Source organism: Streptosporangium sp. G11 (assembly GCF_051192615.1).
Classification (GTDB): domain Bacteria; phylum Actinomycetota; class Actinomycetes; order Streptosporangiales; family Streptosporangiaceae; genus Streptosporangium.
Genome location: NZ_JBPJUQ010000027.1, coordinates 1 through 25,994 on the forward strand (window position 1 = coordinate 1; position 25,994 = coordinate 25,994).

Annotated in this window: 26 protein-coding genes; 4 read left to right on the plus strand and 22 right to left on the minus strand. The window is 69.2% G+C overall.

From position 1 onward, the window contains the following. Window positions 1–473: 473 nt before the first annotated feature. Window positions 474–1,136: a peptide-methionine (S)-S-oxide reductase MsrA gene (gene msrA / locus ACSDR0_RS24035; RefSeq protein WP_435291128.1), complete on the minus strand. Its 663-nt coding sequence runs from the start codon at window positions 1,134–1,136 to the stop codon at window positions 474–476. A gap of 136 nt (window positions 1,137–1,272) precedes the next feature. On the opposite strand from msrA, the gene rarD reads away from it, so the two are divergent. Beyond that, window positions 1,273–2,193, plus strand: coding sequence for an EamA family transporter RarD (rarD, locus tag ACSDR0_RS24040; RefSeq protein ID WP_435291129.1), 921 nt, complete (start codon window positions 1,273–1,275; stop codon window positions 2,191–2,193). 47 nt (window positions 2,194–2,240) lie between these two features. Here the strand turns inward: rarD and ACSDR0_RS24045 are convergent, their stop codons facing one another. The 18 genes from ACSDR0_RS24045 to ACSDR0_RS24130 form a co-directional block, all read right to left on the minus strand. Beyond that, the gene (locus tag ACSDR0_RS24045; protein WP_435291130.1) at window positions 2,241–2,642 is read right to left on the minus strand and encodes a MarR family winged helix-turn-helix transcriptional regulator; all 402 of its coding nucleotides are present in this window, start codon (window positions 2,640–2,642) and stop codon (window positions 2,241–2,243) included. A 312-nt stretch (window positions 2,643–2,954) separates the two neighbouring features. Beyond that, the gene (locus ACSDR0_RS24050) at window positions 2,955–3,950 is read right to left on the minus strand and encodes a polyprenyl synthetase family protein (protein WP_435291131.1); all 996 of its coding nucleotides are present in this window, start codon (window positions 3,948–3,950) and stop codon (window positions 2,955–2,957) included. A gap of 14 nt (window positions 3,951–3,964) precedes the next feature. Further along, window positions 3,965–5,515 carry an NADH-quinone oxidoreductase subunit NuoN gene (gene nuoN, locus ACSDR0_RS24055; protein WP_435291132.1) on the minus strand — a complete coding sequence of 517 codons (1,551 nt, stop codon included), beginning with the start codon at window positions 5,513–5,515 and terminating at the stop codon, window positions 3,965–3,967. After that, entirely contained in the window at window positions 5,512–7,110 is a 1,599-nt protein-coding gene (locus ACSDR0_RS24060) for an NADH-quinone oxidoreductase subunit M (RefSeq protein ID WP_435291133.1), read from the minus strand. The genes nuoN and ACSDR0_RS24060 overlap by 4 nt, the downstream gene beginning before the upstream one ends. Then, the gene (nuoL, locus tag ACSDR0_RS24065; protein WP_435291226.1) at window positions 7,110–8,972 is read right to left on the minus strand and encodes an NADH-quinone oxidoreductase subunit L; all 1,863 of its coding nucleotides are present in this window, start codon (window positions 8,970–8,972) and stop codon (window positions 7,110–7,112) included. Before nuoL ends, ACSDR0_RS24060 begins: the two co-directional genes overlap by 1 nt. A gap of 66 nt (window positions 8,973–9,038) precedes the next feature. Beyond that, window positions 9,039–9,335 carry an NADH-quinone oxidoreductase subunit NuoK gene (gene nuoK / locus ACSDR0_RS24070; protein WP_389919284.1) on the minus strand — a complete coding sequence of 99 codons (297 nt, stop codon included), beginning with the start codon at window positions 9,333–9,335 and terminating at the stop codon, window positions 9,039–9,041. Further along, the gene (locus ACSDR0_RS24075; protein WP_435291134.1) at window positions 9,332–10,168 is read right to left on the minus strand and encodes an NADH-quinone oxidoreductase subunit J; all 837 of its coding nucleotides are present in this window, start codon (window positions 10,166–10,168) and stop codon (window positions 9,332–9,334) included. Before ACSDR0_RS24075 ends, nuoK begins: the two co-directional genes overlap by 4 nt. Next, on the minus strand, window positions 10,161–10,676 hold the full coding sequence (gene nuoI / locus ACSDR0_RS24080) for an NADH-quinone oxidoreductase subunit NuoI (RefSeq protein WP_435291135.1): 516 nt from the start codon (window positions 10,674–10,676) through the stop codon (window positions 10,161–10,163). Before nuoI ends, ACSDR0_RS24075 begins: the two co-directional genes overlap by 8 nt. Continuing rightward, complete coding sequence (nuoH, locus tag ACSDR0_RS24085; protein ID WP_435291136.1) at window positions 10,663–12,012, minus strand: NADH-quinone oxidoreductase subunit NuoH; 1,350 nt, start codon at window positions 12,010–12,012, stop codon at window positions 10,663–10,665. Before nuoH ends, nuoI begins: the two co-directional genes overlap by 14 nt. Further along, a complete protein-coding gene (locus tag ACSDR0_RS24090) occupies window positions 12,012–14,597 on the minus strand; it encodes an NADH-quinone oxidoreductase subunit G (RefSeq protein ID WP_435291137.1) in 2,586 nt (861 codons plus the stop codon). Before ACSDR0_RS24090 ends, nuoH begins: the two co-directional genes overlap by 1 nt. A 67-nt stretch (window positions 14,598–14,664) precedes the next feature. Beyond that, window positions 14,665–15,951, minus strand: a complete 1,287-nt coding sequence (gene nuoF, locus ACSDR0_RS24095) for an NADH-quinone oxidoreductase subunit NuoF (RefSeq protein ID WP_435291138.1) — start codon at window positions 15,949–15,951, stop codon at window positions 14,665–14,667. A 130-nt stretch (window positions 15,952–16,081) separates the two neighbouring features. Beyond that, window positions 16,082–16,849, minus strand: a complete 768-nt coding sequence (gene nuoE, locus ACSDR0_RS24100; RefSeq protein WP_435291139.1) for an NADH-quinone oxidoreductase subunit NuoE — start codon at window positions 16,847–16,849, stop codon at window positions 16,082–16,084. Further along, the gene (locus ACSDR0_RS24105) at window positions 16,846–18,216 is read right to left on the minus strand and encodes an NADH-quinone oxidoreductase subunit D (RefSeq protein WP_435291140.1); all 1,371 of its coding nucleotides are present in this window, start codon (window positions 18,214–18,216) and stop codon (window positions 16,846–16,848) included. The genes nuoE and ACSDR0_RS24105 overlap by 4 nt, the downstream gene beginning before the upstream one ends. Continuing rightward, the gene (locus ACSDR0_RS24110) at window positions 18,213–18,899 is read right to left on the minus strand and encodes an NADH-quinone oxidoreductase subunit C (RefSeq protein WP_435291141.1); all 687 of its coding nucleotides are present in this window, start codon (window positions 18,897–18,899) and stop codon (window positions 18,213–18,215) included. Before ACSDR0_RS24110 ends, ACSDR0_RS24105 begins: the two co-directional genes overlap by 4 nt. Next, entirely contained in the window at window positions 18,896–19,447 is a 552-nt protein-coding gene (locus tag ACSDR0_RS24115) for a NuoB/complex I 20 kDa subunit family protein (RefSeq protein ID WP_030916695.1), read from the minus strand. Before ACSDR0_RS24115 ends, ACSDR0_RS24110 begins: the two co-directional genes overlap by 4 nt. Before the next feature lie 2 nt (window positions 19,448–19,449). After that, a complete protein-coding gene (locus ACSDR0_RS24120; protein ID WP_344891066.1) occupies window positions 19,450–19,809 on the minus strand; it encodes an NADH-quinone oxidoreductase subunit A in 360 nt (119 codons plus the stop codon). 121 nt (window positions 19,810–19,930) lie between these two features. After that, the gene (locus tag ACSDR0_RS24125; protein WP_435291142.1) at window positions 19,931–21,208 is read right to left on the minus strand and encodes a geranylgeranyl reductase family protein; all 1,278 of its coding nucleotides are present in this window, start codon (window positions 21,206–21,208) and stop codon (window positions 19,931–19,933) included. Between the two features lie 161 nt (window positions 21,209–21,369). After that, on the minus strand, window positions 21,370–22,095 hold the full coding sequence (locus ACSDR0_RS24130; RefSeq protein WP_435291143.1) for a demethylmenaquinone methyltransferase: 726 nt from the start codon (window positions 22,093–22,095) through the stop codon (window positions 21,370–21,372). 78 nt (window positions 22,096–22,173) lie between these two features. Between ACSDR0_RS24130 and ACSDR0_RS24135 the strand changes: the two genes are divergently transcribed. Beyond that, window positions 22,174–23,481 (plus strand): hypothetical protein, encoded by a 1,308-nt coding sequence (locus ACSDR0_RS24135; protein ID WP_435291144.1) that lies wholly within the window; start codon window positions 22,174–22,176, stop codon window positions 23,479–23,481. On the opposite strand, the gene ACSDR0_RS24140 is transcribed toward ACSDR0_RS24135, so the two are convergent. Further along, window positions 23,465–23,662, minus strand: a complete 198-nt coding sequence (locus ACSDR0_RS24140) for a DUF4229 domain-containing protein (protein WP_435291145.1) — start codon at window positions 23,660–23,662, stop codon at window positions 23,465–23,467. The two genes, ACSDR0_RS24135 and ACSDR0_RS24140, sit on opposite strands and share 17 nt — an antisense overlap. A 263-nt stretch (window positions 23,663–23,925) precedes the next feature. Here ACSDR0_RS24140 and ACSDR0_RS24145 point away from each other — a divergent pair, with 263 nt between their 5' ends. Further along, window positions 23,926–24,165, plus strand: coding sequence for a BldC family transcriptional regulator (locus tag ACSDR0_RS24145; protein WP_012887349.1), 240 nt, complete (start codon window positions 23,926–23,928; stop codon window positions 24,163–24,165). Window positions 24,166–24,414: 249 nt separating this feature from the next. Here the strand turns inward: ACSDR0_RS24145 and ACSDR0_RS24150 are convergent, their stop codons facing one another. Together ACSDR0_RS24150 and ACSDR0_RS24155 are read right to left on the minus strand one after the other, a co-directional pair. Next, the gene (locus tag ACSDR0_RS24150) at window positions 24,415–24,654 is read right to left on the minus strand and encodes a hypothetical protein (RefSeq protein WP_435291146.1); all 240 of its coding nucleotides are present in this window, start codon (window positions 24,652–24,654) and stop codon (window positions 24,415–24,417) included. A gap of 10 nt (window positions 24,655–24,664) precedes the next feature. After that, window positions 24,665–25,501 carry a hypothetical protein gene (locus ACSDR0_RS24155; RefSeq protein WP_435291147.1) on the minus strand — a complete coding sequence of 279 codons (837 nt, stop codon included), beginning with the start codon at window positions 25,499–25,501 and terminating at the stop codon, window positions 24,665–24,667. 113 nt (window positions 25,502–25,614) lie between these two features. Between ACSDR0_RS24155 and ACSDR0_RS24160 the strand changes: the two genes are divergently transcribed. After that, window positions 25,615–25,914 (plus strand): PLD nuclease N-terminal domain-containing protein, encoded by a 300-nt coding sequence (locus ACSDR0_RS24160; protein WP_435291148.1) that lies wholly within the window; start codon window positions 25,615–25,617, stop codon window positions 25,912–25,914. Window positions 25,915–25,994: the final 80 nt, after the last annotated feature.

Below are 25,994 nucleotides of genomic sequence, written 5' to 3' on the forward strand. Positions count from 1 at the left end.
CGAGGGGTCTGGTTGCGCGAGCGGCCTTCATCACGCTGTATCAGAGGCGGTCACGTCACGCTGGCCAATCAGCCGAAAGCGCCGGTCTCGCGCGGAAGATCTCAGGGATCTTGCACCGGAAGTAGGCATCCCATCGATCACTGACCAGGCGGGACGTGACCACCCGACCGTCATTAGCACCGGAAGCCGCGCGGCAGTCGATCGCCCCAACCCGCGGAGGACGAGGGTCGAAGTGAGCGATCGTCACGGCCTTTCGTGGCACCTTCTACGGTCTCTCGGGCGCGCGGGCGGTGCGTGCCCGGACCGGCCGAAGAGCCGCAGCCGGGCACGCTGACCGACCGGCCCGCCCGCGGGCCGCGTAGCGGACCGCCTTTAACCCTGTAGTGATACTTGTCGCCGAAAACGGCTCTGGCCCAAGATCGACACCGGATGCTCCGGGTGATCAAGGGCCAAGATTGGTTAAACCCGCAGGTCTACGCCTCGCCGGAGGTCAGGCCGACCGGGCACGACACCCCGGTCCCGCCGATCCCGCAGTAGCCGCCGGGGTTCTTGTACAGATACTGCTGGTGATATTCCTCGGCGAAGTAGTACTCCCCCGCCGGGGCGATCTCGGTGGTGATGGGGTCGTAGCCCGACTCGGTGAGCACCTTCTGGTAGGCGTCGCGCGAGGTCAGGGCCGACTTCTCCTGCTCGGGTGAGTGGAAGTAGATCGCCGAACGATACTGCGTGCCGACGTCGTTGCCCTGGCGCATGCCCTGGGTGGGGTTGTGGGCCTCCCAGAAGACGCGCAGCAGTTCCTCGTACGACACCTTGGTGGGGTCGAAGACGACGCGGACGAGCTCGGTGTGGCCGGTCTGGCCGGTACAGACCTCCTCGTAGGTCGGGTTCTGGGTGTAGCCACCCGCGTAGCCGACCGAGGTGGTGATCACGCCCGGGGTCTGCCAGAAGATGCGCTCGGCGCCCCAGAAACAGCCGAGGCCGAAGTCGGCGATCTCGCTTCCCTCGGGGTAGGGCGGAGCGAGTGGGGCGTCGAGGACCGCGTGGCGACCGGGTGCCGTGATCCGTGTGGGGCGGCCCGGGAGCGCGTTCTCCGGGGACACCATCGTCGTCTTGTCCTTGCCGAACAGCCAGCCCATTGTGAACCTCCTCCTGACACGTTCTCACCAGGAGGCAACCGCGGGCGACCTCCTCGTGTTCCCGTAAGACTCTCTTAACTCACAGAAAAGTACTGCTAAATTGTATTAAATCAAGTAAGGAGCGAAGATAGGCGTCATGCCTGAAACGCGCCGGGGAGTCCTGTACGGCATCGCCGCCTACACCATGTGGGGCCTGTTCCCGCTGTACTGGCCGCTCCTGAAGCCCTCGGCCGCCCTGGAGATCCTGGCGCACCGCATCGCGTGGTCCCTGGTCGCCGTGGTCGCCATCCTGGCGGTACGGCGCCACTGGTCCTGGTTCCGGGCGCTCCTGCGCACCCCGGGGAAGCTCGGCCTCCTCGTCCTGGCGGCGGCGATCATCACGGTCAACTGGGCCGTCTACATCTACGCCGTCAACAGCGGGCACGTGGTGGAGAGCGCGCTCGGCTACTTCATCAATCCGCTGGTCAGCGTGCTCTTCGGGGTGTTCCTGCTGAAGGAACGGCTGCGGCGGTGGCAGTGGGTCGCGGTGGGGCTGGGCGCGGTGGCGGTGGTCATCCTGACCGTCGACTACGGGCGTCCGCCGTGGATCGCGCTGGTGCTGGCCGCCAGCTTCGGCACGTACGGGCTGATCAAGAAGATCGCCGGGGTGGGCGCGGCGGAGAGCATGACGGTCGAGACGCTGGTGCTGCTGCTGCCCGCGCTGGGCTACCTGGTCTATCTGGGACAGCAGGGGACGAGCACGTTCGGGAACGCGGGAGCGGGCCACGCGCTCCTGCTGGCCGGGGCGGGTGTGGCCACGGCCGTCCCGCTGCTCTGCTTCACCGCCTCCGCGATCAGGGTGCCGCTCACCACGATCGGCCTGCTGCAGTACATCGCCCCGCTGCTGCAGTTCCTGTGCGGCGTGTTCGTCATGCGGGAGGTCATGCCGCCCAGCCGCTGGCTGGGATTCTGCGTCATCTGGCTGGCGCTGTCGGTCTTCACCTGGGACAGCCTCCGGGCGGCCGCTCAGACCCGCCGGGCGGCTCTCAGGCCCGTCCCCGTGCAAGAACCCGTATAAGGACCAGGAGCGCCGCCGAAGGGCCGCGCCGAGGCGACTCGGGACGATCAGGAGCCGCGTACGGCGAGGACCAGCGGGGTGAGGTCCGGGTCGACGCCGGCCTGCTCCAGTGCCGCGGCCAGGGAGCGCTCGTAGGTGGGGGTGGCCCCGGCCAGGCGGGCGCGTCCCTCTTCGGTGATCACCGAGTAGACGCCGCGGCGGTCGTCGGAGCACAGGTCGCGCCGGGTCATCCCGGCCTCCTCGAGACGGGCGACGAGGCGGGTCACCGAGCTCTGGTTGAGCCCCACCGCCTCGGCGAGCTCCTGCATGCGCATGCAGCCTTTGGGAGCGGTGGCGAGCCGTCCCAGTGCGCGGTACTCCGACAGCCCGAGGCCGTGCCCGCGCTGGAGGGCCTTGGTCAACTCCGCCTCCACGCGTGCGTGCAAGAGGGCGAAACGGTCCCACGACATGGTGATTCCTCCTGGAGTGTTCTATCGACAGGAGTCTACATGCACGTACAATATTTGCTTTAGCATACAATCAACATCGTGGAAAGCGTACGAAAAACCCGGCTCCGCCGGGTGGGCGAGCCGGGTGATGAGCATGCCTGCGCCGGCCGGCCCGAACGCTCCATGACGTGGTCGCACAGTGTCAGGCTAACGGTGCCGGCCGGAACGGCCCGTGACCCGGTCGCGCGGCGCCGGGTAAGGGCACCGGCCGGAACACCCCATGGCGCGGTGCCGGGTAAGGGCGCCGCCAGGAAACCCCCCGTGGCGGGGTGGTCAGCCGGAGCGCTCCACCACGTAGTCGCACAGTGCCAGGTAGGCGGTGCGGGCCGGGATGTCGGGGAGGCTCACGAGGTCCTCGCGGGCGCGGTCGGCCCAGGCGAGCAGCTCGGCGCGGGCGCGCTCCATGGCCGGGTCGGCGCGGAGCAGGCGCAGGGTCTCCTCGATGTCCTCCTCCGCCACCGGACCGGCCAGCAGCTCGCGCAGGCGGGCACTCTCGGGGGCGTCGGAGGCGAGGACGTAGAGCACCGGCAGGGTCCGGATGCCCTCGCGCAGGTCGGTTCCGGGGGTCTTGCCCGACTCGACCGTCTCGGAGGCGACGTCCAGCAGGTCGTCGCCGAGCTGCCACGCGACCCCGATGGCCTCGCAGGCCCGGGTCAGCCGCTCGACGACCTCGGGCGAGGCACCACTGAGCATGGCGCCGAACCGGCCGGAGGTCGCGATCAGCGAACCGGTCTTGTCGGCCAGCACCCCGATGTAGTGGGCCACCGGGTCGTCGCCGGGGCGGGGGCCGATGGTCTCGCGGATCTGGCCGCGTACCAGGCGGGAGAACGTCTGGGCCTGGATCCTGATGACGTCGGCACCGAGGTCCGCGAGGATCTCCGACGCCTGGGCGAACAGGTAGTCGCCGGTCAGGATGGCCACGGTGTTGTCCCAGCGGGCGTTCGCCGACGGGGAGCCCCGGCGGACCGGGGCCTCGTCCATCACGTCGTCGTGGTAGAGCGTCGCCAGGTGGGTCAGCTCGATCACCACGGCCCCGGGCACCACGCCCGCGGCCTCCGGTGAGCCGAACTGGGCGGCGAGCAGGGCCAGCATGGCCCGGAACCTCTTGCCGCCGGCCTCGATGAGGTGCTTGGACGCCTCCGTGACGAAGGCGTCGTCGCTCTGCACCGAGGACCGCAGCAGCTTCTCGACCTCTGCCAGTCCGGTCGCGACGTCCTGCGCCAGCCGCTCGTCGACGAACGGGAGATCAACAACCGGTGGCGCAGCCATGAAACGTTACTCCTCTAGCGAATGAACAACGCGGACGCAGCCTGATCCGCCAGATCGAGCACCGGCTGCGGGAAGACCCCGAGCACTACCGTAGCCGCTGCCGCCAGGGCGACCACAGCCGAGGTGCCCACCGTGGGCGCCGCGATGGACGGGCCGTCGGCGGCGGGCTCGCTGAAGAACATCAGCACGATGACGCGGACGTAGAAGAACGCCGCGATCGCCGAGCTGACCACACCCACGATGACCAGCGGCAGGGCGTCACCGGCGACCGCCGCCGAGAAAACGGCGTACTTACCGAAGAAGCCGCTCGTGAGCGGGATGCCGGCGAAGGCCAGCAGGAAGAAGGCGAAAATACCCGCCAGAATCGGGGAGCGCTTGCCCAGACCGGCCCACCGGGACAGGTGCCCGGCCTCGCCTCCCGCGTCGCGGACCATGGTGACGACCGCGAAGGCGCCGACCGTGGTGAAGCCGTACGCGGCCAGGTAGAACAGGATGGCCGACAGCGCCTGCGCGTTCTGCTCGGCGGCGCCGATCGCGACGACACCGGTGAGCAGGAAGCCCGCGTGCGCGATCGAGGAGTAGGCGAGCATCCGCTTGATCTCGGTCTGGGTGATGGCCAGGATCGCGCCGACGATCATCGTCAGGATCGCGACGCCCCACATGACCGGCTTCCAGTTCCACTCAAGGCCGCCCAGAGCCACCCAGAAGACCCTCAGAACGGCACCGAAGGCCGCGATGAGGACGGTGGATGCCATCAGAGCGGTGACCGCGGTGGGCGCGCCCTGGTAGACGTCAGGCTTCCACGCCTGGAACGGCGCGGCTCCGATCTTGAAGAGCAGGCCGATGCCGAGCAGCGCGGTGCCGATCAGCAGCAGCGTCTCCTGGCCGCTGACCTCGCTGAGCGCGGCGCTGATGGCCCGCAGGTCCACCGACCCGGCGTAGCCGTAGACCAGGGCCATTCCGTACAGGAAGAAGGCCGAGGAGAACGCGCCGAGCAGGAAGTACTTGACCGAGGCCTCCTGCGAGAGCAGGCGGCGACGGCGGGCCAGGCCGCAGAGCAGGTACAGCGGCAGGGACATGACCTCAAGACCGACGAACATGATCAGCAGGTCGTTGGCGGAGGCGAAGAGCAGCATGCCGCCGACCGAGAACAGCAGCAGCGGGTAGACCTCGGTCTGGGCGTAGCCGCTGAGGATCGCCTCCTCCTCGTCGGGGCTTCCCGGCACCGCCGCCGCCTGCGCGACGAACTGCTCCTCGTCGTTGATCAGGAGCGTGCTGACCAGGGCCAGGACGAGGATGATGCCCCAGATGAACAGGGACGGCCCGTCCACCGCGACCGAACCCATGGCCGCCGGGGCGTCCGGCAGGCCGTTGACGGCGTTGAGCACCGTCATGAGGAACGCGCCGAGCAGGGCGAGCAGCGTGAGCGGCATGTGGATCGACTTGCGCAGGTAGCGGGGCGCGAACGCCTCGACCAGCACGCCGATGATGGCCGCGCCGAACACGAGCAGCATCGGCGAGAGCAGCGCGTACTCGATCATCGGGGGTTGGATGGTGCCGTTCACTCGCCGGCCCCCTTCTGGTCCGCCACGGCGGGTTTGGGTTGTTCGATGTTGATACTGGTGAGCGTCTTGTCCACCGCGGGATTGATCACGTCGAGCACCGGCTTGGGGAAGAAGCCCAGGACGAGGAGCACCGCGATCAGCGGGGCCACCACGAACTTCTCACGCCGGTCGAGGTCGGGCATGACGTACAGCTTCTTCGGGGAGTCGGCCAGGGCCTGCGCCGGCTCCTGCGCGGAGGAACCGGGCACGGCGTGCGCCACCAGCTCCTTCGGGGCGCCGGTCATCATGCGCTGGTACATCCACAGGATGTAGACGGCCGCCAGGACGACGCCGCTGGTCGCAATGATCGCCGGAACCGGGTAACGCTCGTAGGTGCCGAGCAGGACCATGAACTCGCTGACGAACGTGGACAGACCCGGCAGGGAGAGCCCGGACAGCCCGGCGATCAGGAAGGTGCCCGCGAGCAGCGGGGCGACCTTCTGCACGCCTCCGTAGTCGGCGATCTGGCTGGAACCCCGGCGGTAGATCAGGAACCCGGCGATCAGGAACAGCGCGCCGGTCGAGAAGCCGTGGTTGACCATGTAGAGGGTGGCGCCCGCGCCCGCGTTCGAGGTCATCGCGAAGACGCCCAGCGCGATGAAGCCGAAGTGCGAGATCGAGGTGTAGGCGATCAGGCGCTTCATGTCGGTCTGGCCGATGGCCACGATCGCGCCGTAGACGATGCCCACGACCGCCAGCACGATCACCAGCGGGGTGAAGAACTTCGAGGCCTCGGGGAACAGCTCCAGGCAGAAGCGGAGCATCCCGTACGTGCCGACCTTGTCCAGCACGCCCACCAGCAGCACCGCGGCACCGGCCGGGGCCTGCGCGGCGGCGTCGGGCAGCCAGGTGTGGAACGGCCACAGCGGCGCCTTGACCGCGAACGCGATGAAGAAGCCCGCGAAGAGCCACTTCTGCGTGGTCGGGTCCTGAACGGCCGCGATGAGCTCGGGGAACATGAAGGTGTTCTTCCCGGCGACCACGTAGAGCGCGATCACCGCGACCAGCATGAGCAGGCCGCCGAAGAGCGAGTACAGCAGGAACTTCACGGCCGCGTAGGACCGCTGCGCCCCGCCGTACGACCCGATCATGAAGTACATCGGGATGAGCATCGCTTCGAAGAAGACGTAGAAGAGGAAGACGTCGGTCGCCGCGAAGACGCCGATCATCATCGCTTCCAGCACCAGCAGCAGTGCGAAGTAGGTCTTCACCGACCGCTTGGGCGGGGCCGCGGCCCCGGAGCCGTCGGCGTCGTGCCAGGAGGCGAGGATCACGATCGGCACGAGCACCGCCGACAGCGCGATCAGCACCAGGGCGATGCCGTCGACGCCGACGCCGTAGTGGACACCGAACCTCGGGATCCACTCGTAGACCTCGGCGAACTGGAAACGCGTCTCGGAGGCCGGGTCGAACCGGACCGCCAGGACGACGGTCAGCGCCAGCACGACCAGCGAGACCACCAGGGCCAGCTGCTTGGCGAGCTTGTCACTCTTGACAAGGGAGACACCCACCGCGCCCAGAACGGGCACGGCCATCAGGGTCGAGAGCCAGGGCATCACATGTTCCCTACGTAGAGCAGCGCGCCAACGACCACGGCGGCACCGAAGAGGATGGACAACGCGTAGGACCGCACGTAGCCGGTCTGGATGCGACGCAGCCGCCCGGAGGTCCCGCCGATCCCCGCCGCCAGGCCGTTGACCAGGCCGTCGATACCGCGGTTGTCGAAGAACACCGCGATGCGGGCCAGCCACTGGCCGGGGCGCATGAACAGCGCCTCGTTCAGCGCGTCGCCGTACAGGTCACGGCGGGCGAAGGTGGTGACGAACGAGCCGCGCGGGGCGACCCGGGGAACCTCGGCGGCGCCGTAGCGGAACCAGGCGAAGACGACGCCGACGGCGACCAGCGCGAGCGTGGCCAGGCCGGGGACGCTGAAGGGGTGGAACCCGGGGAGCTCCTCGGGCAGACCCACCGCCGGGGCGAGGAACTTCATGAACCGGTTGTCCAGGACCAGGAAGGCGCCCAGGAAGATCGAGCCGATCGCCAGCAGGATCAGCGGCACGGTCATCACCGAGGGCGACTCGTGCGGGTGCGCGTCGTCGGCCCAGCGCTTCTTGCCGAAGAAGGTCATGAAGACCATCCGCGACATGTAGAAGCCGGTGAGGCCGGCGCCCGCGACCGCGAGCCAGCCCAGGATCTGGTTGTGGTGCATGGCCGTCTCGATGATGCCGTCCTTGGTGAAGTAACCGGACAGCAGCGGGAAGCCGATGATCGCGAGGTAGCCGACGATGAAGGTGGCCGCGGTGATCTTCATCACCGAGAACAGCCCGCCGTACTTGCGCATGTCGACCTCGTCGTTCATGGCGTGCATGACCGAGCCCGCCCCGAGGAACATGTTGGCCTTGAAGAAGCCGTGCCCGATCAGGTGCGCGATGGCGAAGGCGTAGCCCACCGGGCCGAGGCCCGCGCCGAGCATCATGTAGCCGATCTGCGACATCGTCGAGCCCGCGAGGCCCTTCTTGATGTCGTCCTTGGCGCAACCGATGATCGCACCGGCGAGCAGCGTGGCCACGCCGACGATCGTCACGACCAGCTGCGCGGTCGGGGCGGCCTCGAAGAACGCGCCCGAGCGGACGACCAGGTAGACGCCCGCGGTGACCATGGTCGCGGCGTGGATGAGGGCCGAGACCGGGGTCGGGCCCTCCATCGCGTCCAGCAGCCACGACTGCAGCGGCAGCTGGGCCGACTTGCCGCAGGCGCCCAGGAGCAGCAGCAGGCCGATCGCGGTGATCGTGCCCTGCGAGGCGCCGCCGGACTCGATCGCCCCGCTCACGGTCTCGCCGGACAGCTCGCCGAAGGCGACCGTGCCGAACGTCGTGAAGACCGTGAAGATCGCGATCAGCAGGCCGAAGTCGCCGACGCGGTTGACGATGAAGGCCTTCTTCGCCGCGGCCGCCGCCGAGGGCTTGAACTGCCAGAACCCGATGAGCAGGTACGAGGCCAGGCCCACGCCCTCCCAGCCGATGAACAGGGCGACGTAGTTGTCGGCCAGCACCAGCAGGAGCATCGCCGCGACGAACAGGTTCAGGTACGCGAAGAACCTGCGCCGGTCGACGTCGTGCGACATGTAGCCGATCGAGTAAATGTGGATCAGGGATCCCACACCGGTGATCAGCAGGGCGAAGCTGATCGACAGCGGGTCGATCAGCAGCCCCATGTCGGCGACGCCGGGGATGAACTGGTAGAGCGGTACACCTTGGCGGCGCTGGGCGTCGGGCAGGCCGAGGATCTCGGCGAAGGCGACGACCGCCACCACGAAGGCGCCCAGGGACATCGCGACGCCGAGGAGGTGCCCCCAGCGGTCGGTGCGGCGCCCGCCCAGCAACAGGACCGCGGCGCCGAGCAGCGGGAGTGCGATCATGAGCCAGGAGACTCCGATCACGCCCCCGGAATGCTGGATGATCTCAGCGGGTTCCACGGCCACCTCTTAGTACTTCAGCAGGTTGGCGTCGTCCACCGACGCGGACCTGCGGGTTCGGAAGATCATCACGATGATGGCGAGGCCGATGACGACCTCGGCCGCGGCCACCACCATCACGAAGAACGCGATGATCTGGCCGTCCAGGTTGCCCTGCTGCCTGGCGAAGGCGACGAACGCGAGGTTGCAGGCGTTGAGCATGAGCTCCACGCACATGAACACCACGATCGCGTTGCGCCGCACCAGCACACCGACGGCGCCGATCGCGAACAACAGCGCGGAGAGCACCAGGTAGTGAGTGGTCACTTGCCGTCCTCCTGCTGGAGTGCCGCGTCCCTCACATGGACGGGCTCGTCGTCCGGGTCGGAGTCGCGGCCCTGCGCCGCGTCCTTCTCCAGGACCTGCTTGATGAGCGCCGCCTTCGCCGGGTCGGTCGGCGCGAAGCCGTCCTCGATCTCGTGCCGGGCGAGCACCCGGTTGATGGACTTCTCCGAGACCGTGCCGTCGGGCAGCAGGGCCGGCATGTCGATCGCGTTGTGCAGCGCGTAGGTGCCGGGTCCCGGCAGCGGCGAGGGCTGCGGGCCGTTGAAGCGGGCGCGGGACAGGTCACGCTGGGTGGCCTTGGGCCGGACGCGCTCGCGGTGCGCCAGCACCATCGCGCCGAGCGCGGCGGTGATCAGCAGCGCCGAGGTGACCTCGAAGGCGAAGACGTACCTGGTGAAGATCAGCTGCGCCAGGGAGGGAACGTTGCCGCCCGCCTCCTTCACGGCCCCGGCGAGGCCGGTGGGCGCGGCGAAGGTGGCGTTGCCGACGCCCAGGGCGAGCAGGGCCGCGAAGCTCAGGCCCGCGACGGACGCCCAGAGGCGCTGTCCCTTGATCGTCTCGACCAGCGAGTCGGCGGAGTCGACGCCGACCAGCATCAGGACGAACAGGAAGAGCATCATGACCGCGCCGGTGTAGACGATGATCTGCACCGCGGCGAGGAAGGGGGCGTCCTGGACCGCGTACAGCACGGCCAGCGACAGCATGACGACGCCCAGCATCAGGGCCGAGTAGACGGCCTTGCGGCTGAAGACGAGCCCGAGGGCGGCCCCCACGGAGACGACCGCCAGGACCCAGAACGTGATGGTCTCACCCATTGTTGCGTCCCAGCCGGTAGTAGTCCTCTTCGGTCTCGCCGAGACGCATGGCGTGCGGCGGGGCCTCCATGCCGGGACCGAGCGGCGAGAGCAGCATCTCCTTGGTGTAGATGAGGCTCTCACGGCTGGTGTCGGCGAGGTCGTACTCGTTGGTCATCGTGAGCGCACGTGTCGGGCAGGCCTCGATGCACAGGCCGCACAGGATGCACCGCAGATAGTTGATCTGGTAGGTGCGCCCGTAGCGCTCACCCGGCGAGAAGCGCTCCTCGTCGGTGTTGTCCGCGCCCTCCACGAAGATCGCGTCGGCCGGGCAGGCCCAGGCGCACAGCTCGCAGCCGACGCACTTCTCCAGGCCGTCGGGCCAGCGGTTGAGCTGGTGCCGGCCGTGGAAGCGCGGAGCCGTGGGCCGCTGCTCCTCGGGATAGTTGACCGTCTCGACCTTCTTGAACATCGTGTGGAAGGTCACGCCGAATCCCTTGATGGGATTCAGCCAATCAGTTGCTCCCACTGGGAACCTCCTTGCGCGCTACACCGTGGTAGTGCGGCAGGTCGAGCGGCGGCACCGGGAAGCCACCCGCGGACGGCTCGGCTTGGAGTTGCTCGAACTCGGCCTCGACCTGGGCGGCCTTGGCCTCCTTGCGCTTCTGCAGCACGCTGTCGAAGCGCCACCAGATCCCCAGGCAGCCGATCATCACGATCGCGGCCAGGATGAGGACGAGCGACCGGTCGACGCTCTCCAGCTGCAGGGCCCTGACCGTGGCCACGAGCAGGATCCAGGCCAGGTTGACCGGAATGAGGATCTTCCATCCGAGGGCCATCAGCTGGTCGTACCTGACGCGCGGCAGCGAGGCTCGGCACCAGACGAAGAAGGAGAAGACCAGCACCATCTTGATGAAGAACCACAGCAGCGGCCACCAGCCGGTGTTGGCCCCGTCCCACATGGAGATCGGCCACGGGGCCCGCCAGCCGCCCATGAACAGGGTGATGGAGACCGCGGAGACCACGAAGACGTTGACGTACTCGGCGAGCATGATGACCGCGAACTTCAACGAGTTGGAGTATTCGGTCTGGAAGCCGCCGACCAGCTCGCCCTCGCCCTCGGGAAGGTCGAAGGGGACGCGGTTGGTCTCGCCCAGCATCGTGATGATGTAGATCAGGAAGGACGGGATCAGCAGGATCATGTACCAGGAGGGCATCGAGAACTCGATTCCCCCCAGGGTGACCACCCCGCCCGTCGCCTGCGCCGCGACGATCTCCGAGGTGGAGAGGGTCCCGGCGAACAGGAAGACGCCCACGAACGACAGGCCCATCGCGATCTCGTACGAGACCACCTGGGCGCTGGCCCGCAGGCCGCCGAGCACCGAGTAGGGGGAGCGCGAGCCCCAGCCGGCCAGCACGATGCCGTACACGCCGATCGAGGCCATCGCCAGCACCAGCAGCACCGCGACCGGCAGGTCGGTGAGCTGCAGCGGCGTCTGGACCCCGAACATCGAGACCATCGGCCCCATCGGGATGACGGAGAAGGCCAGGAAGGCCGGGACCGCCAGGACGACCGGGGCGATGAAGTAGATCACCTTGTCGACGGTCCGGGGCATCAGGTCTTCCTTCAGCCCCATCTTGAGACCGTCGGCCACCGACTGGAGCAACCCGAACTTGCCCGCCCGGTTGGGGCCGTACCGGTTCTGCATGCGGGAGATGAGCTTGCGCTCGAACCACACGCCGAACAGCACGCCCAGCATCAGGACGATGAAGATGACGGCGGCCTTGATGATGCTGATCCAGAGCGGGTCCTTGCCGAAGTCGGCGAGGGTCGGATCGGCCGCTAGAAGAGTCCGGGCATTCATTACCGCTCCTCGTTAGCTTCGCCGGCGGCACGTGCCTCGCCGGCCGTCGTGCCGGGGGCACGCTCGTCAGGCCCGGTGCCCGCGACGGTGCTCGCCGCGCCCGGCGTGACCGGGCTGGCGGCGGCGGGCGCGACGGCGCCTCCGTCGGACGCGGCGTTCCCGGAGGAGGCGCCGATCCCGACCACGTCACCGGCGACGGCGCGCAGGTCCCGGGTGACCGAGCGGCCCGCGGAGTTGGCCGGCAGCCACACCACCCGGTCGGGCAGGTCCGCGATCCGCACGGGCAGGCTCAGCGAGCCGCGCTCGGTGCTGACGACGATCTCGCCGCCGTCGACCAGGCCCGACTCGGCCGCGGTGGACTCCGACACCAGCGCCTCGGCCGGGCGGGCGGTGCCCGCCAGGTACGGCTCTCCGGCCTGCAGGCGGCCGTCGTCGAGCAGCAGGTGCCAGGTGGCCAGCACGGCCTCCCCGGCCTCCGGCCTGGCGGCGGCCCGGCCGGCTGCCTCGGGGGCGGAGGCCCTGGGGCCGCGCCAGGCGCCGATCGAGCTGAGCTCGCGGCGGGCGGCGGCGGGGTCGGGCAGGCCGAGGTGGACGTCCATGGCGTCGGCGATCGCGGAGATGACCCGCAGGTCGCTCATGATCCCCGGAACCGGGAGCGCCTCGGCGAAGGTGCGCCCGCGTCCCTCCCAGTCGACGAAGGTGCCCGACTTCTCGGCCACCACGGCGACGGGGAGCACCACGTCGGCGCGGTCGGTGACCGCGCTGGCGCGCTGCTCCAGGCTCACGATGAACGGGGTGTTCTCCAGGGCGAGCAGCGCGGCCTGCGGCGCGGCCAGGTCGTAGGGGTCGACACCGGCGACGACGAGGGCGTCGATCTGGCCGTCGAGCGCCGCCGCCAGCATGGCGGTGGTGTCGCGGCCCTCGGCCTCGGGCAGGGAGGCGACGTCCCACGCCCTGGCCACCTCGGCGCGGGCGGTCTCGTCGCCGACCGGGCGGCCGATCGGCAGCAGGTTTGGCAGCGCCCCGGCCTCGACGGCCCCGCGCTCACCGGCGCGGCGCGGGATCCAGGCCAGGCGGGCACCGGTGGAGTCGGCGAGCCTCAGCAGCGCCGACAGCGCGCCCGGCACGGTGGCGAGCCGCTCACCGGCCAGGATGATCGCGCCCGGCTGCCTGATCGCCTCGGCGGCGAGCGTGTCCACGGCGGCCAGGTCGTCGAGGACGGCGGTCTCGGAGCCCGGCACCGCCGGGATCAGGGTGCCGCCCATCTTGGCCAGCCCGGGGCCGGCGAACGGCGCGACCGAGAAGACCTTCAGGCCCTTCTTGCGCGCCGCCTTGCGCAGGCGCAGGAAGACGATCGGCGACTCCTCGTCGGGCTCGAAGCCCGCCAGGAGCACCGCGGGCGCCTTCTCCAGGTCGGCGTAGCGGACCTCGATGCCCTTGCCCGCGACGGCGTGCGCCAGGAACCGCGCCTCCTCCTCGGAGTGCGGCCTGGCGCGGAAGTCGATGTCGTTCGTGCCGAGAGCGATCCGGGCGAACTTCGCGTACCCGTACGCCTCCTCGACGGTGAGACGACCGCCGACCAGCACGCCCGCGCGCCCGCGCGCCGCGGACAGGCCCTTGGCGGCCGCGGCGAACGCCTCGGGCCAGGAGGCCGGGACCAGGCGTCCCTCCTCGTCACGGACGAGGGGGGTCTTCAACCGGTCCGGCTGGGTCGCGTAGGTGAAGGCCCAGCGGCCCTTGTCGCAGTTCCACTCCTCGTTGACCTCGGGGTCGTCCCCGGCCAGGCGGCGGGTGACCTTGCCGCGCCGGTGGTCGGTGCGCAGGGAGCAGCCGCTCGCGCAGTGCTCGCAGGCGCTGGGAGTGGAGACCAGGTCGAACGGGCGGGCCTGGAAGCGGTACGCGGCACCGGTCAGCGCGCCCACCGGGCAGATCTGCACGGTGTTGCCCGAGAAGTAGGACTCGAACGGGCGGCCGTCGGCGGTGGCGACCTGCTCCTTGGCCCCGCGCTCGAAGAAGTCGATGAGCGGGTCTCCGGCGATCTCGTCGGAGAAGCGGATGCAGCGCGCGCACTGGACGCAGCGCTCGCGGTCGAGCAGCACCTCGGAGGAGAGGGCGACCGGCTTGTCGAAGGTCCGCTTCTTCTCCACGAAGCGGCTCTCGCCCTGGCCGTTGGACATGGCCTGGTTCTGCAGGGGGCACTCGCCGCCCTTGTCGCAGACCGGGCAGTCGAGCGGGTGGTTCAGGAGCAGCAGCTCCATCACACCGCGCTGCGCCTTCTCCGCGACCGGGGAGGTGAGCTGGGTCTGGACGACCATGCCCTCGGCGACCTCGATCGCGCAGGAGGGCTGCGGCTTGGGGAAGCCTCGGCCGTTGCCGGCGTCGGGGATGTCCACCAGGCACTGGCGGCAGTTGGCGGCCGGCTCCAGCAGCGGGTGGTCGCAGAACCGGGGGATCTGGATGCCGAGCAGCTCGGCCGCCCGGATGATCAGAGTGCCCTTCGGGACGCTCACCTGGAAGCCGTCGATGGTGACGGTGACCAGGTTCACCGGCACCTGCTGCGCCGGGGTGGTGGCTTCGACGGTCATGGCGTCTCCTCCGTCGGCCTGGCGACCGAGACGGTGCTGTGCTTGCCGGTGGCCTGGATCCGCGCGCTCACTGGGCACCCCACACCGTGGAGGGGGCGTGATCGAACGGGCAGCCGCCGATCTCGAAGTGCTTGAGGTATTCGTCGCGGAAGTATTTCACCGACGAGTGGATGGGGCTGGTGGCACCGTCGCCCAGGGCGCAGAACGAGCGTCCCAGGATGTTGTCGGCGATGTCGGTGATCGTGGTCAGGTCCTCTTCGGTGCCCTGCCCCTTCTCCAGCCGCTTGAGCACCTGCTTGAGCCAGAAGGTGCCCTCCCGGCAGGGGGTGCACTTGCCGCACGACTCGTGCGCGTAGAACTCGGTCCAGCGGAGCACCGCGCGCACCACGCAGGTGGTCTCGTCGAAGATCTGCAGGGCCCGGGTGCCGAGCATCGAGCCCTTGGCGCCGACGGACTCGAAGTCCAGCGGGACGTCGAGGTGCTCGTCGGTGAAGATCGGGGTGCTCGACCCGCCGGGGGTCCAGAACTTGAGCCGGTGGCCCTCGCGCATGCCGCCGGACATCTCCAGCAGCTCGCGCAGCGTGATGCCGAGCGGCGCCTCGTACTGGCCGGGGGTCGTCACGTGGCCGCTCAGCGAGAAGATGCCGAAGCCCTTGGACTTCTCCGTGCCCATCCCGGCGAACCAGTCGGCGCCGTTGGCGATGATCGAGGGAACACTCGCGATCGACTCGACGTTGTTGACGACGGTCGGCGAGGCGTACAGGCCCGCCACGGCGGGGAAGGGGGGCTTGAGCCGAGGTTGGCCGCGATAACCCTCCAGCGAGTCGAGCAGCGCCGTCTCCTCGCCACAGATGTAGGCGCCCGCCCCGCTGTGCACGACCAGCTCCAGGTCGAAACCGGAGCCGAACAGGTCGGTGCCGAGATAGCCCTTGGCGTACGCCTCGGCCACGGCCGCCTGCAGGCGGCGCACGACGTGCAGCACCTCGCCGCGCACGTAGATGAAGGCGTGGTTGGCCCGGATCGCGTACGCGGTGATGATGACGCCCTCGACCAGCGAGTGCGGGTTGGCCATCATCAGCGGGATGTCCTTGCACGTGCCCGGCTCGGACTCGTCGGCGTTGACCACCAGATAGTGCGGCTTGCCGTCCCCCTGGGGGATGAAGCCCCACTTCATGCCGGTGGGGAAACCCGCGCCGCCTCGGCCGCGCAGTCCGGAGTCCTTGACGGCCTGGATGACGGCGTCGGGGTCCGTGCCCAGCGCCTTCTTGGCCGCCGAGTAGTCGCCGTAACCCTCCAGGGTGAAGGAGTTGGGCTGGTCCCAGTTCGCGGTGAGAACCGGGGTGAGAGTGGTCACTTCGTCTCCTCGCCTGGCAGCCCGTCGCTCCGTGACGAGGCCGCTCCGTGCCTGTTGGCACGCTCGTTACACCCGCACGCGCCGGTCTGACCGATACGCCCGCTCGTGGTGGCTCTGCGCTGTGGCACGCTCACGCCTCCGGGGCCTTCCATCCGTTGGCCTTCGCGATCTTCAGACCCTCCAGGGAGGGGCCGTTCGCCGAGGGGCCGTCGCCGGCCAGGCCGTCGGGCAGGCCCGCGAGCACCCGCGAGGCCTCCTTGAACGTGCAGAGCTTCTTCGGTCCCCGGGTCGGGGAGATCTCCTTGCCGTCCCTGAGGTCGTCGACGAGCTGCTTGGCCGAGGCCGGGGTCTGGTTGTCGAAGAACTCCCAGTTGACCATCATCACCGGGGCGAAGTCGCAGGCGGCGTTGCACTCCAGCCGCTCCAGCGAGACCTTGCCGTCGGGGGTCGTCTCGTCGTGACCGACGCCGGCGTGCTCGGACAGCTCGTCCCAGATCTGGTCGCCGCCCATGACCGCGCAGAGCGTGTTGATGCACACGCCCACGTGGTACTGGCCCATCGGCCTGCGCTTGTACATCGTGTAGAAGGTGGAGACACCCACGACCTCGGCCTTGCTCAGGCCGAGCATCTCGGCGCAGAACTCGTGGCCGTCGTCGGAGACGTAGCCGTCCTCCGACTGCACCAGGTGCAGCAGGGGCAGCAGGGCCGACCGCGGCTTCGGATAGCGGCCGATGATCTCCTTGGCGTCGCGCTCCAGGCGCTCCCGCACTTCCGGCGCGTACCCCTTGGTCACGGTCGCGCTCACCTCCTCGCCGCCCGCGTGGGCGACCTCGCTGCTCGGCGGGCCGCCGAGGACCGCGCCCGTTCTCTCGTCGGCCGGGCCCGTGGTGGGGTTCATCGGTCGACACCTCCCATCACCGGGTCGATCGAGGCCACCGCCGAGATGACGTCGGCGACCATGCCGCCCTCGCACGTCGCGGGCATGGCCTGCAGGTTCGTGAAGGACGGATCGCGGAAGTGCACGCGGTAGGGGCGGGTTCCGCCGTCGCTGACCACGTGGGCGCCGAGCTCGCCGCGGGGCGACTCGACCGAGGCGTACGCCTGCCCCGCCGGGACCCGGAAGCCCTCGGTCACCAGCTTGAAGTGGTGGATGAGCGCCTCCATGGAACCGCTCATGATGTGCGCGATGTGGTCGGGCGAGTTGCCCAGGCCGTCGGGGCCGAGCGCGAGCTGCGCGGGCCAGCCGATCTTCTTGTCGTCGACCATCACCCGGTCGTTCTTGAGCGGCCCGGAGAGGCGGTCGAGAGCCTGCTCAATGATCTTGAGCGACTCCTCCATCTCGGCCACCCGTACCAGGTAGCGGCCGTAGACGTCGGCGGTCTTCTCCGTCGGGACGTCGAAGTCGTAGGTCTCGTAGCCGCAGTAGGGCTGCGACTTGCGCAGGTCCCACGGCAGACCGGCGGCCCGCAGCATCGGGCCGGTGACGCCCAGCGCCATGCAGCCGGTGAGGTCGAGGTAGGCGACGTCCTTGGTGCGGGCCAGGTACACCGGGTTCGCGTCGAGCATCTTGCGCATGTCCTTGATGCGCCCCGGCATGACCTTGAGCAGCTCGCCGACCTTGTCGACGGCGCCGGCGGGCAGGTCGACGGAGACGCCTCCTGGCCGGACGTAGGCCATGTTCATCCGCAGGCCGGTGATGTACTCCATCACGTCGAGCACCATCTCGCGCTCGCGGGACCCGAAGAGGAACGGCGTGGTCGCGCCCAGCTCCATGCCGAAGGTGCCGATGGCCACCATGTGCGAGGAGATCCGGGTGAGTTCCATCATCATCACGCGAATGGCCTGGGCCCGCTCGGGGATCCGGTCGGTGATGCCCAGCAGCCGCTCGACGCCCATGCAGTAGGCGGTCTCGTTGAAGATCGGCGCCAGGTAGTCCATGCGGGTGACGAACGTCGTCCCCTGGGTCCACGTCCGGTATTCGAGGTTCTTCTCGATGCCGGTGTGCAGGTAGCCGATGACCGTGCGGGCCTCGGTGACCGTCTCGCCGTCCAGGTTCAGGACCAGGCGGAGCACACCGTGCGTGGACGGGTGCTGGGGGCCCATGTTGATGACGAGCTGCTGGTCCTGCTGGCCGGAGAGGGTCTCGACCAGCTCCGTCCAGTCGTTGCCCGAGACGGTGTAGACCTTGCCCTCGGTGGCCTCGTCGTACGCGGTGTCGTACGGGCCCCCGATGGTCTCCTTGGTCTCCTGGTGGGGGACGCTCATGTGTAGGACCTCCTCTGGTCCGGCGCGGGGATCTCGGCGCCGCGGTACTCGACCGGGATGCCGCCGAGCGGGTAGTCCTTGCGCTGGGGGTGACCGTCCCAGTCGTCGGGCATCATGATGCGGGTCAGCGCCGGGTGCCCGTCGAAGATGATGCCGAAGAAGTCCCAGGTCTCGCGCTCGTGCCAGTCGTGCGTCGGGTAGATCGAGACCGTGGAGGGGATGTGCCGGTCGTCGTCGGAGCAGGAGACCTCGACGCGCAGGCGGCGGTTGTGCGTGATCGAGCACAGGTGGATCACCGCGTGCAGCTCCTGGCCCGCCAGGTGGGGGTAGTGCACGCCGGAGACGCCGAGCGAGAGCTCGAAGCGCAGGGCGGGGTCGTCGCGCAGGGCCTTGGCGACGTCGAGCAGGCGCTCGCGCCTGACGTGGAAGGTCAGCTCGCCGCGGTCGACGACCACGCGCTCGACGGCGTCGCCGAGGTCGCCGCCGAGGGCGCGCTCCAGCTCGTCGGCGACGGTGTCGAAGTAGCCGCCGTAGGGGCGGGCGCTGGACAGCTCGGGCTTGCGCCGCACGACGAGGCGGCCGTAGCCCGAGGTGTCACCGGTGCCCGAGGTGCCGAACATGCCCAGGTGGGCGATCGGCTCCTCCGGGACCTCGGGGAGGTTGTCAGCGGGCTCGCTCGTCATTTGGCGGTTCCCTGGTCGATCAGCGGCAGCGTCCGCAGGGCCTGCAGTTCGAGCTCGTCGATCTGCTTGGCACGGTGCGCGCCGAACTTCGTGTTCTGGATCTTGTCGTGCAACTTGACGATCGCGTCGATGAGCATCTCGGGCCGCGGCGGGCAGCCGGGCAGGTAGATGTCGACGGGGACGACGTGGTCGACGCCCTGCACGATCGCGTAGTTGTTGAACATGCCGCCGCTGGAGGCGCAGACGCCCATGGCGATGACCCACTTGGGCTCGGCCATCTGGTCGTAGATCTGGCGCAGCACCGGGGCCATCTTCTGCGACAGCCGTCCCGCGACGATCATCAGGTCGGCCTGGCGCGGAGACGCCGAGGCGCGCTCCATGCCGAAGCGCGCCAGGTCGTGCTTGGGACCGCCCGTGGACATCAGCTCGATGGCACAGCAGGCGAGGCCGAACGTCGCCGGCCAGACGGAGTTCTTGCGTGCCCAGCCGGCGACCTGCTCGACCGTGCTGAGCATGAACCCGCTCGGAAGTTTCTCTTCAAGACCCATATCTAGTCCCAGTCCAGACCCTTGCGGCGCCACACGTACGCGTAGGCCACGAGCACGGTGACGATGAACAGCAGCATCTCGACCAATCCGAAGATCCCGAGCTGGTCGAACGCGACCGCCCACGGATAAAGGAAGATGATCTCGATGTCGAACACGATGAACAGCATCGCGGTGATCATGTACTTCAGCGGGAATCGTCCTCCGCCCACGGGCTGGGGCGTCGGCTCGATGCCGCATTCGTAGGCGTCGAGTTTCGCGCGGTTCCAGCGCTTGGGACCGGTGAAGGGGGCGATCGTCACCGAGAAGATCGCAAATCCCGCCGCGAGAACGGCGAGCACCAGGATGGGTGCGTACAACTCCATCGCTACGCCTCCTCTCCCATCTCCACGCGCGCCGGCGCGTAGCTCTGCGTTGTGGTGTATTTCGAAAGTCTAGGCAGGGCGATCATCGCCCCTGGTTCCAGGTGCTCAGCACTTGTTGATCTCATGCCGGTGGCGCCACCTTCGACAGGGCGTTGATGATGCGGTCGGACGCGTCACCCCGCCGGTCGGTGAGATTAGCAAGGAGCTTGAGCGCGAACCGCATCAGGTGGGGGTGCGGCAACGCGTGACGCGTGGCGAAGTTCATCACACCGCGATGCCCGATCAGCTCCACGAATCCCCTGCCGAGGGTGAAGTAACCACCGTATGCGTCTTTCAGCGTCTGGGGGTAAGCGCGCAGCACGCGCTCCCGCTGCGCGGGGGTGACCCTTCCGAGCGCCTGGACGATCATCTCGGCGGCGATGTGGCCGGTCTCCATCGCGTACGCGATGCCCTCGCCGTTGAACGGGTTGATCATCCCGCCCGCGTCGCCCACCAGCACCAGGCCCCGCGTGTAGTGCGGCTGGCGGTTGAAGGCCATCGGCAGCGCGGCGCCCCTGATGGGGGTCGTCATGTTCTCCTCGACGTAGCCCCACTCGGGGGGCATGCCCTTCACCCAGCGCTTGAGCAGGTCGCGGTAGTCCATGCCCTTGAAGGACTCGCTGGTGTTCAGCAGCCCCAGGCCCACGTTGGAGGTGCCGTCGCCGACGCCGAAGATCCAGCCGTAACCGGGCAGCAGGGTGTCGCCGTCCCACAGCTCCAGCCAGGTCTCCAGGTAGTCGTCGTCGTGGCGGGGGCTCTCGAAGTATGTCCGCACGGCGACGCCCATCGGGCGGTCCTCGCGCTTGTGCAGCCCCATCGCCAGGGAGATGCGGGTGGAGTTGCCGTCGGCGGCGACCACCAGCCGGGAACGGTAGGTGACCTCCTCGCCGTCCCGCTTGGCGACCACCCCGACGATGTGCCCGCTGCGCTCGTCGAGGACCGGGGCGGTGACGTTGACCCCCTGCAGCAGGCGGACGCCCGCCTTGACCGCGTTGGCGGCCAGGATCTCGTCGAAGTCCTGGCGGGTGCGGACCAGGCCGAAGTCGGGGTAACTCGACAGCTCCGGCCAGTCGAGCTCGAAGCGCATACCGCCGCCGACCACGCGCAGGCCCTTGTTGCGGACCCAGCCGGGGGCGTCGATGTCGATCCCCATCGCGATGAGCTGCTTGACCGCTCGGGGCGTCAGCCCGTCGCCGCAGACTTTCTCACGGGGGAAGGTGGTCTTCTCAAGCAGCAGGACGTCGAGCCCGGCCTGCGCGAGATGGAAAGCGGTTGTCGAACCGGCGGGCCCGGCGCCGACGACGATGACGTCGGCGTCAGCCTCAGCGACTTTCCGCTGTGTGGCGGCTGGCACGGTCACGGGACCTGTCCTGTCCTACACGCTTTGGGGGCCTCGGAGTAAGGGGCCTTTCGTTCCTTTGTGAAGGTCTTCACAAACTTGTCGGGCCGAAGTCTAACGCCTTTGCAGGGCAAAGTGTCAGGTGGGTGTCGCGATCGCCCGGCAATCTTCCCCGGGGGCCGCTACGCGGGCTTATACGCACGGTGAAGGGCCACGATCCCGAACGACAGGTTGCGCCAGGCGACCCGCTCCCAGCCCGCCCCCTGGATGATCCTCGCCAGCCCGGCCTGGTCCGGCCACGCCCTGATCGACTCCGCCAGATACTCGTAGGAGTCGTCGTTGGACCCGAAGAGCTTCGCGGCCTGGGGCATCAGCTTCATCAGATACTGCGAGTACACGAGGTCGAAGGACCTGGGCGTCGGGTGCGAGAACTCCAGGATCACCAGCCGGGCACCGGGCCTGGCCACCCGGTACATCTCGCGCAGCGCACGGCCGGTGTCCTGCACGTTGCGCAGCGCCGTGGAGATCGTCACCGCGTCGAAGACGTCGTCGGCGAAGGGCAGCCGCAGCGCGTCGCCCGCGACGAAACTGACGCCCCGCACCCCGCCCCCGAAGATGCCCGAGCCGCCCCTGCGCCTGACCCCGGTGCTCAGCATGCCGAGCGAGAAGTCGGAGGCGATGGCGCGGGCGCCCAGCGTGGTGAACGCGTCGGTGGACGTGCCGGTGCCCGCGCCGAGGTCGAGGACCAGCTCACCGGGGCCCGCGTCGACGGCCGCCGCGGCGGCCTTGCGCCACAGCCGGACCTGGCCCAGGGAGATAACGTCGTTGACAAGGTCGTACCGCCTGGCCGTGCGATCGAACATCGCGGCGACCTCGTGCGGCTGCTTGTCCAGAGAAGCGCGCGTCATGACTCCCACCCTAGGGCCGCTCCGATAATCCACGGAAAGTAGTCATTCCATTACCAAGAGCATGCTAAAAATTGTCGAATGTTTGCCAGAGGCACTTATGCGCTGGTCGCGGCCCTGACCCTGGTCCCCACCGGGATCGCCGCCGCCGGCACCACGAAGCACAGCAGGGTCGTCTCGGCCGATCCGGTGGACACCACCCCCCACGTGCTCGACGGGATCGTCAACGCCATCGCGCTGGTGGGCGGCACGGTGGTGGTCGGCGGCTCGTTCGGCGAGGTGCGCGAAGCCGGAAGCACGAGGGTGGCGAGGGTGCTGTCGCGCACCAACCTCTTCGCCTACGACCTGGCCACCGGCCGGATCCTGCCCGGCTTCGCGCCGCGCCTCGACCGGCCGGTCCAGGCCCTGGCGGCGGGGGTCCGCGGCACCGTCTACGCGGGCGGGCGGTTCACCAGGACCGGCGGCGCGCGGACACGGGGCCTGGCCCTGCTCCGGCTGTCCGACGGCTCCCCAGTGGCCCGCTTCGGCGCCCAGGTCCGCGGCGGCACGGTCACCAGCCTGGCCAGGCTCGGCCGCCACCTCTACGCGGGCGGCGACTTCACCCACGTCGGCCACGTCGCCCGCACGGCACTGGCCAGGCTCGACGCCGTCACCGGCGCGGCCGACCCGTCCTTCACGATCGAGCCGGGCTCGCCCAGGGGAGGCAGGACGAGGGTGCACGCGATGTCCCTCAGCCGCGACAGGCTGGCGGTCGGCGGCGACTTCACCACCCTCGGCGGCCTGCCGCGCGCCCAGCTCGGCCTGATCGCCGTCGCCGCCCCGGACGCCCCCGCCGCCTCGGACCTCCCCCCGTCACCGGCCGCGGTCGCGCCGTGGCGGACCGACGCCTACCGGGGCAGGTGCATGGCCGACTTCCCCGGCTACGTGCGGGGGCTGGACTTCTCCCCCGACGGGAGCCATCTCGCCGTCGTGACGACCGGCGGGCCCGGGGGCCGCGACAGGATGTGCGACACCGCCGCCCGCTTCGAGACCGGCGCACGCGGCCGGGTGGGGCCGACGTGGGTGAACCACACCGGGGGCGACTCGCTGTACGCGGTGGCGGCGACGGGGTCGGCCGTCTACGTCGGCGGGCACCAGCGCTGGCTGGACAATCCGGACGGCCACGACTCCGCGGGCCCCGGAGCGGTGGCGCGGCCGGGGATCGGCGCGATCCATCCGCGCACGGGCAAGGCCCTGACATGGAACCCGACGCGGGAACGCGGAATCGGGGTCAAGGCATTCCTCGCGCATCCCGGCGGATTACTGGTTGGTAGTGACACAACCCGCCTTGGTCACGAGTACCATGCCCGAGTCGGCATGTTCCCGTTGCCGATCACTCCCGATTCTTAGTGATTCGCTCACTCAGCGCGTCTCTCTGCTTCGAGAGCAGGACGTAACTGGCCACGCCGCTGACCAGGAATGCCGCGATCAAGAGGACCACGGGCTGGCGCAGGCCGAGGATATAGAGCACTCCCAGGCTCACGGCCAGCAGGCCGACCCGGGACGCCGTGTAAACGATGACGGGATGCACAGCGTCGAGGCTACGTCACTCCGCTCACACAGTCGCGATCGCGGTGGCTGCACGGGTAACTCTTCGCATCTACTGCGAGCACTGCTAGTCTTCCCAAGAGATCTGTTTCGTAAAGAAACACCCACGAGAGTCCCAAAAAGGCTCTATCATATAACAATCGGGCAGGCAGTAGATAACAACCCGTGATCTTTGTTGAAAACCACGGATAAATCAGGCTTCGCTCGGCACACTGGTTACCTGTCCGCCCGCTGGCAGGAAGCGGGATGCGAGGGGGAGAGATTGTGGAGAGTAGCAGCGAGCGTCTGCTGACGCCCGGAGAGGTTGCCGCCCTCTTCCGGGTCGACCCAAAGACGGTTACACGCTGGGCCGCGGCAGGCCGCATCAGCAGCATCCGTACCCCCGGAGGGCACCGGCGTTTCCGCGAGTCGGAAGTGCACGCCCTTCTGCGTGGAGAGGACGTCTTGACGGCCGAACGGCCGGCAGGCGAGTCCCCGCGCGTCTGACGACTTAGGACGTCACACCATCGGTGATCCTGCGCGCCTTACCCGGAAGCCGCAGGGTCACCGTGGAGTCGTGTGAAGTACGACACGATACGGACGGTGACCTCCCCCGTCACCGGGCCACCCGCCCCGCCGGGCCCGCCGCCGCGCTCCGCACCCGGAGCCGCCCGGCGCGCTCCGGCCCCGATCTCCCAGGCGCGGGCTCTCCCGTCTCCCCGGCGCGGGTTCCTCCCGCCCGGTCTCGAAGTCGGCCTAGGTCTCCTGCTCGGCCTTGAAGGCCAGGAACTCCCGCTCCAGCTCGTCGTTCTCCTCCAGCCACCGCCGGCGCCGCTCGGCCCACTCCTCCTCGGTGAGCGACTCGGCCAGCCAGCGGTCGTAGTCGGGATCCCCCGGAGAGATCTCCACGTAGGCGTTGCCGATCAGACGCCCGTCATCGCTGGCCAGGGTCTGCGGCACGCGCAGGGTCCCGTCAGCGAGCCTGACGACGTACATCCCAGATCACCTAGATTCCGTAGCGCCGGTTGAAGAACAACATGACGTTGAGCGCCATCCGTGTGTCGCCGCCCAGCATGTCGACCAGCGCGGGGCGCTGCCGGGAGACGATCGCCGCGAAGGCGTCGGCGAAGAACTCCTTACGGCCCAGGTCGCCCGACTGGAGATGGAACCCCGAGGCCAGCACGGGAACGCACTGGGCGTAGAGGGCGGCGAACTCCGGGGAGTCGGACACCCAGTCGCCGTGGGGGGCGTCCACGTCGTCGAGGGCGTGCCCGACCTCGTGCATCATCACGTCGGGGGTGGGCGAGGGCCGGTCCCCCACCACGATCTTGCGGTCGCCGTACGCTCCGGCGCAGACGTCCCACGTCGCCCGGCCCGAGGGGAGCGGCGCGCCGCGCAGATATCCCATGTCGTCCAGGTCGGGCACCCCGCCCGCGCCGACGTAGATGCCGTCGAGGCCGTCGGCCAGCTTGTCCTTCAGCACCTCGGGCAGTCTCGCCAGGCTCTCCACCGCCCGTACGACCTCGGGGGGCGGCGCCTCCCGCCGCGAGTCCCACTGGCGGTGCAGGATGCGCTCCAGGCGCCCGCAGTGGCGCAGGCCGTCACCCAGGTCGGGGGTGTCGGGGGAGTTGGGCTGGGCCCGGGGACTCTCGTCGTCGAGCTCGAAGTCCTTCCAGGTGTACTGCGGGCGGTCGGCCACCGGGGCCGTGACCGTCCCGACCCTGCGCTCGGCCTCACGGGGGACCTCACGCGGAGCCTCCCTGACGGCACTCTCCGCACGCGTGGCCGGACCCCGCTGCCACCACCGCCGTCGATGACGGCCCTTGTCGCCCGAATGTGCCATCACACCCCCTGGGGAAGTGGCAACGGGTCTACGGTACGGGGTGGGACCCTTGCCAGTCATCCGTAACGCGGGGCCGGACCGCAACCGGTCCCACGATGGCTTACAGTTCGGGCATGCCCCTGCTTGTCGGTCTGGCGATACTCGCCTTCTGGCTCTACTGCCTGTTCGACGTCATCACCACGCCGGACGAGGAGTCCCGGAACCTGCCCAAGCTCCTCTGGGTGCTCATCGTGGTGCTGATGCCGATCGCCGGGGGGACCTTCTGGCTGCTGCTCGGGCGGCCGACCGGCCCCAGGGCGCCCCGCTCCCTGACGGCCGAGGACAGGCCACCCCGCACCGAGGCCCCGAAGGGCCCCGACGACGACCCCGATTTCCTCAAGGACCTCGACCGCCGCCTGCGCGACGACGACTGAGACGGCGGCCGAATCGCCCTGACGGCGATCGTCCGGCCGGTATGGCCGGTACGGCCGGCCGGGAATTCCGGCACGGAAAC

Excerpts from the sequence above, each read along its gene's own strand:
- nuoL (WP_435291226.1), bottom strand. The coding sequence starts at position 8,972 with ATGATCGCACTCCCGCTGCTCGGCGCCGCGGTCCTGTTGCTGGGCGGG.
- ACSDR0_RS24075 (WP_435291134.1), bottom strand. The coding sequence starts at position 10,168 with ATGGGTGAGACCATCACGTTCTGGGTCCTGGCGGTCGTCTCCGTGGGG.
- ACSDR0_RS24110 (WP_435291141.1), bottom strand. The coding sequence starts at position 18,899 with ATGACGAGCGAGCCCGCTGACAACCTCCCCGAGGTCCCGGAGGAGCCG.
- ACSDR0_RS24115 (WP_030916695.1), bottom strand. The coding sequence starts at position 19,447 with ATGGGTCTTGAAGAGAAACTTCCGAGCGGGTTCATGCTCAGCACGGTC.
- ACSDR0_RS24145 (WP_012887349.1), top strand. The coding sequence starts at position 23,926 with ATGCGAGGGGGAGAGATTGTGGAGAGTAGCAGCGAGCGTCTGCTGACG.
- nuoH (WP_435291136.1), bottom strand. The coding sequence starts at position 12,012 with ATGAATGCCCGGACTCTTCTAGCGGCCGATCCGACCCTCGCCGACTTC.
- ACSDR0_RS24105 (WP_435291140.1), bottom strand. The coding sequence starts at position 18,216 with ATGAGCGTCCCCCACCAGGAGACCAAGGAGACCATCGGGGGCCCGTAC.
- msrA (WP_435291128.1), bottom strand. The coding sequence starts at position 1,136 with ATGGGCTGGCTGTTCGGCAAGGACAAGACGACGATGGTGTCCCCGGAG.
- nuoE (WP_435291139.1), bottom strand. The coding sequence starts at position 16,849 with ATGAACCCCACCACGGGCCCGGCCGACGAGAGAACGGGCGCGGTCCTC.
- ACSDR0_RS24150 (WP_435291146.1), bottom strand. The coding sequence starts at position 24,654 with ATGTACGTCGTCAGGCTCGCTGACGGGACCCTGCGCGTGCCGCAGACC.
- ACSDR0_RS24060 (WP_435291133.1), bottom strand. The coding sequence starts at position 7,110 with ATGCCCTGGCTCTCGACCCTGATGGCCGTGCCCGTTCTGGGCGCGGTG.
- ACSDR0_RS24160 (WP_435291148.1), top strand. The coding sequence starts at position 25,615 with ATGCCCCTGCTTGTCGGTCTGGCGATACTCGCCTTCTGGCTCTACTGC.
- ACSDR0_RS24120 (WP_344891066.1), bottom strand. The coding sequence starts at position 19,809 with ATGGAGTTGTACGCACCCATCCTGGTGCTCGCCGTTCTCGCGGCGGGA.
- ACSDR0_RS24050 (WP_435291131.1), bottom strand. The coding sequence starts at position 3,950 with ATGGCTGCGCCACCGGTTGTTGATCTCCCGTTCGTCGACGAGCGGCTG.
- rarD (WP_435291129.1), top strand. The coding sequence starts at position 1,273 with ATGCCTGAAACGCGCCGGGGAGTCCTGTACGGCATCGCCGCCTACACC.
- ACSDR0_RS24155 (WP_435291147.1), bottom strand. The coding sequence starts at position 25,501 with ATGGCACATTCGGGCGACAAGGGCCGTCATCGACGGCGGTGGTGGCAG.
- ACSDR0_RS24130 (WP_435291143.1), bottom strand. The coding sequence starts at position 22,095 with ATGACGCGCGCTTCTCTGGACAAGCAGCCGCACGAGGTCGCCGCGATG.
- ACSDR0_RS24135 (WP_435291144.1), top strand. The coding sequence starts at position 22,174 with ATGTTTGCCAGAGGCACTTATGCGCTGGTCGCGGCCCTGACCCTGGTC.
- ACSDR0_RS24045 (WP_435291130.1), bottom strand. The coding sequence starts at position 2,642 with ATGTCGTGGGACCGTTTCGCCCTCTTGCACGCACGCGTGGAGGCGGAG.
- ACSDR0_RS24090 (WP_435291137.1), bottom strand. The coding sequence starts at position 14,597 with ATGACCGTCGAAGCCACCACCCCGGCGCAGCAGGTGCCGGTGAACCTG.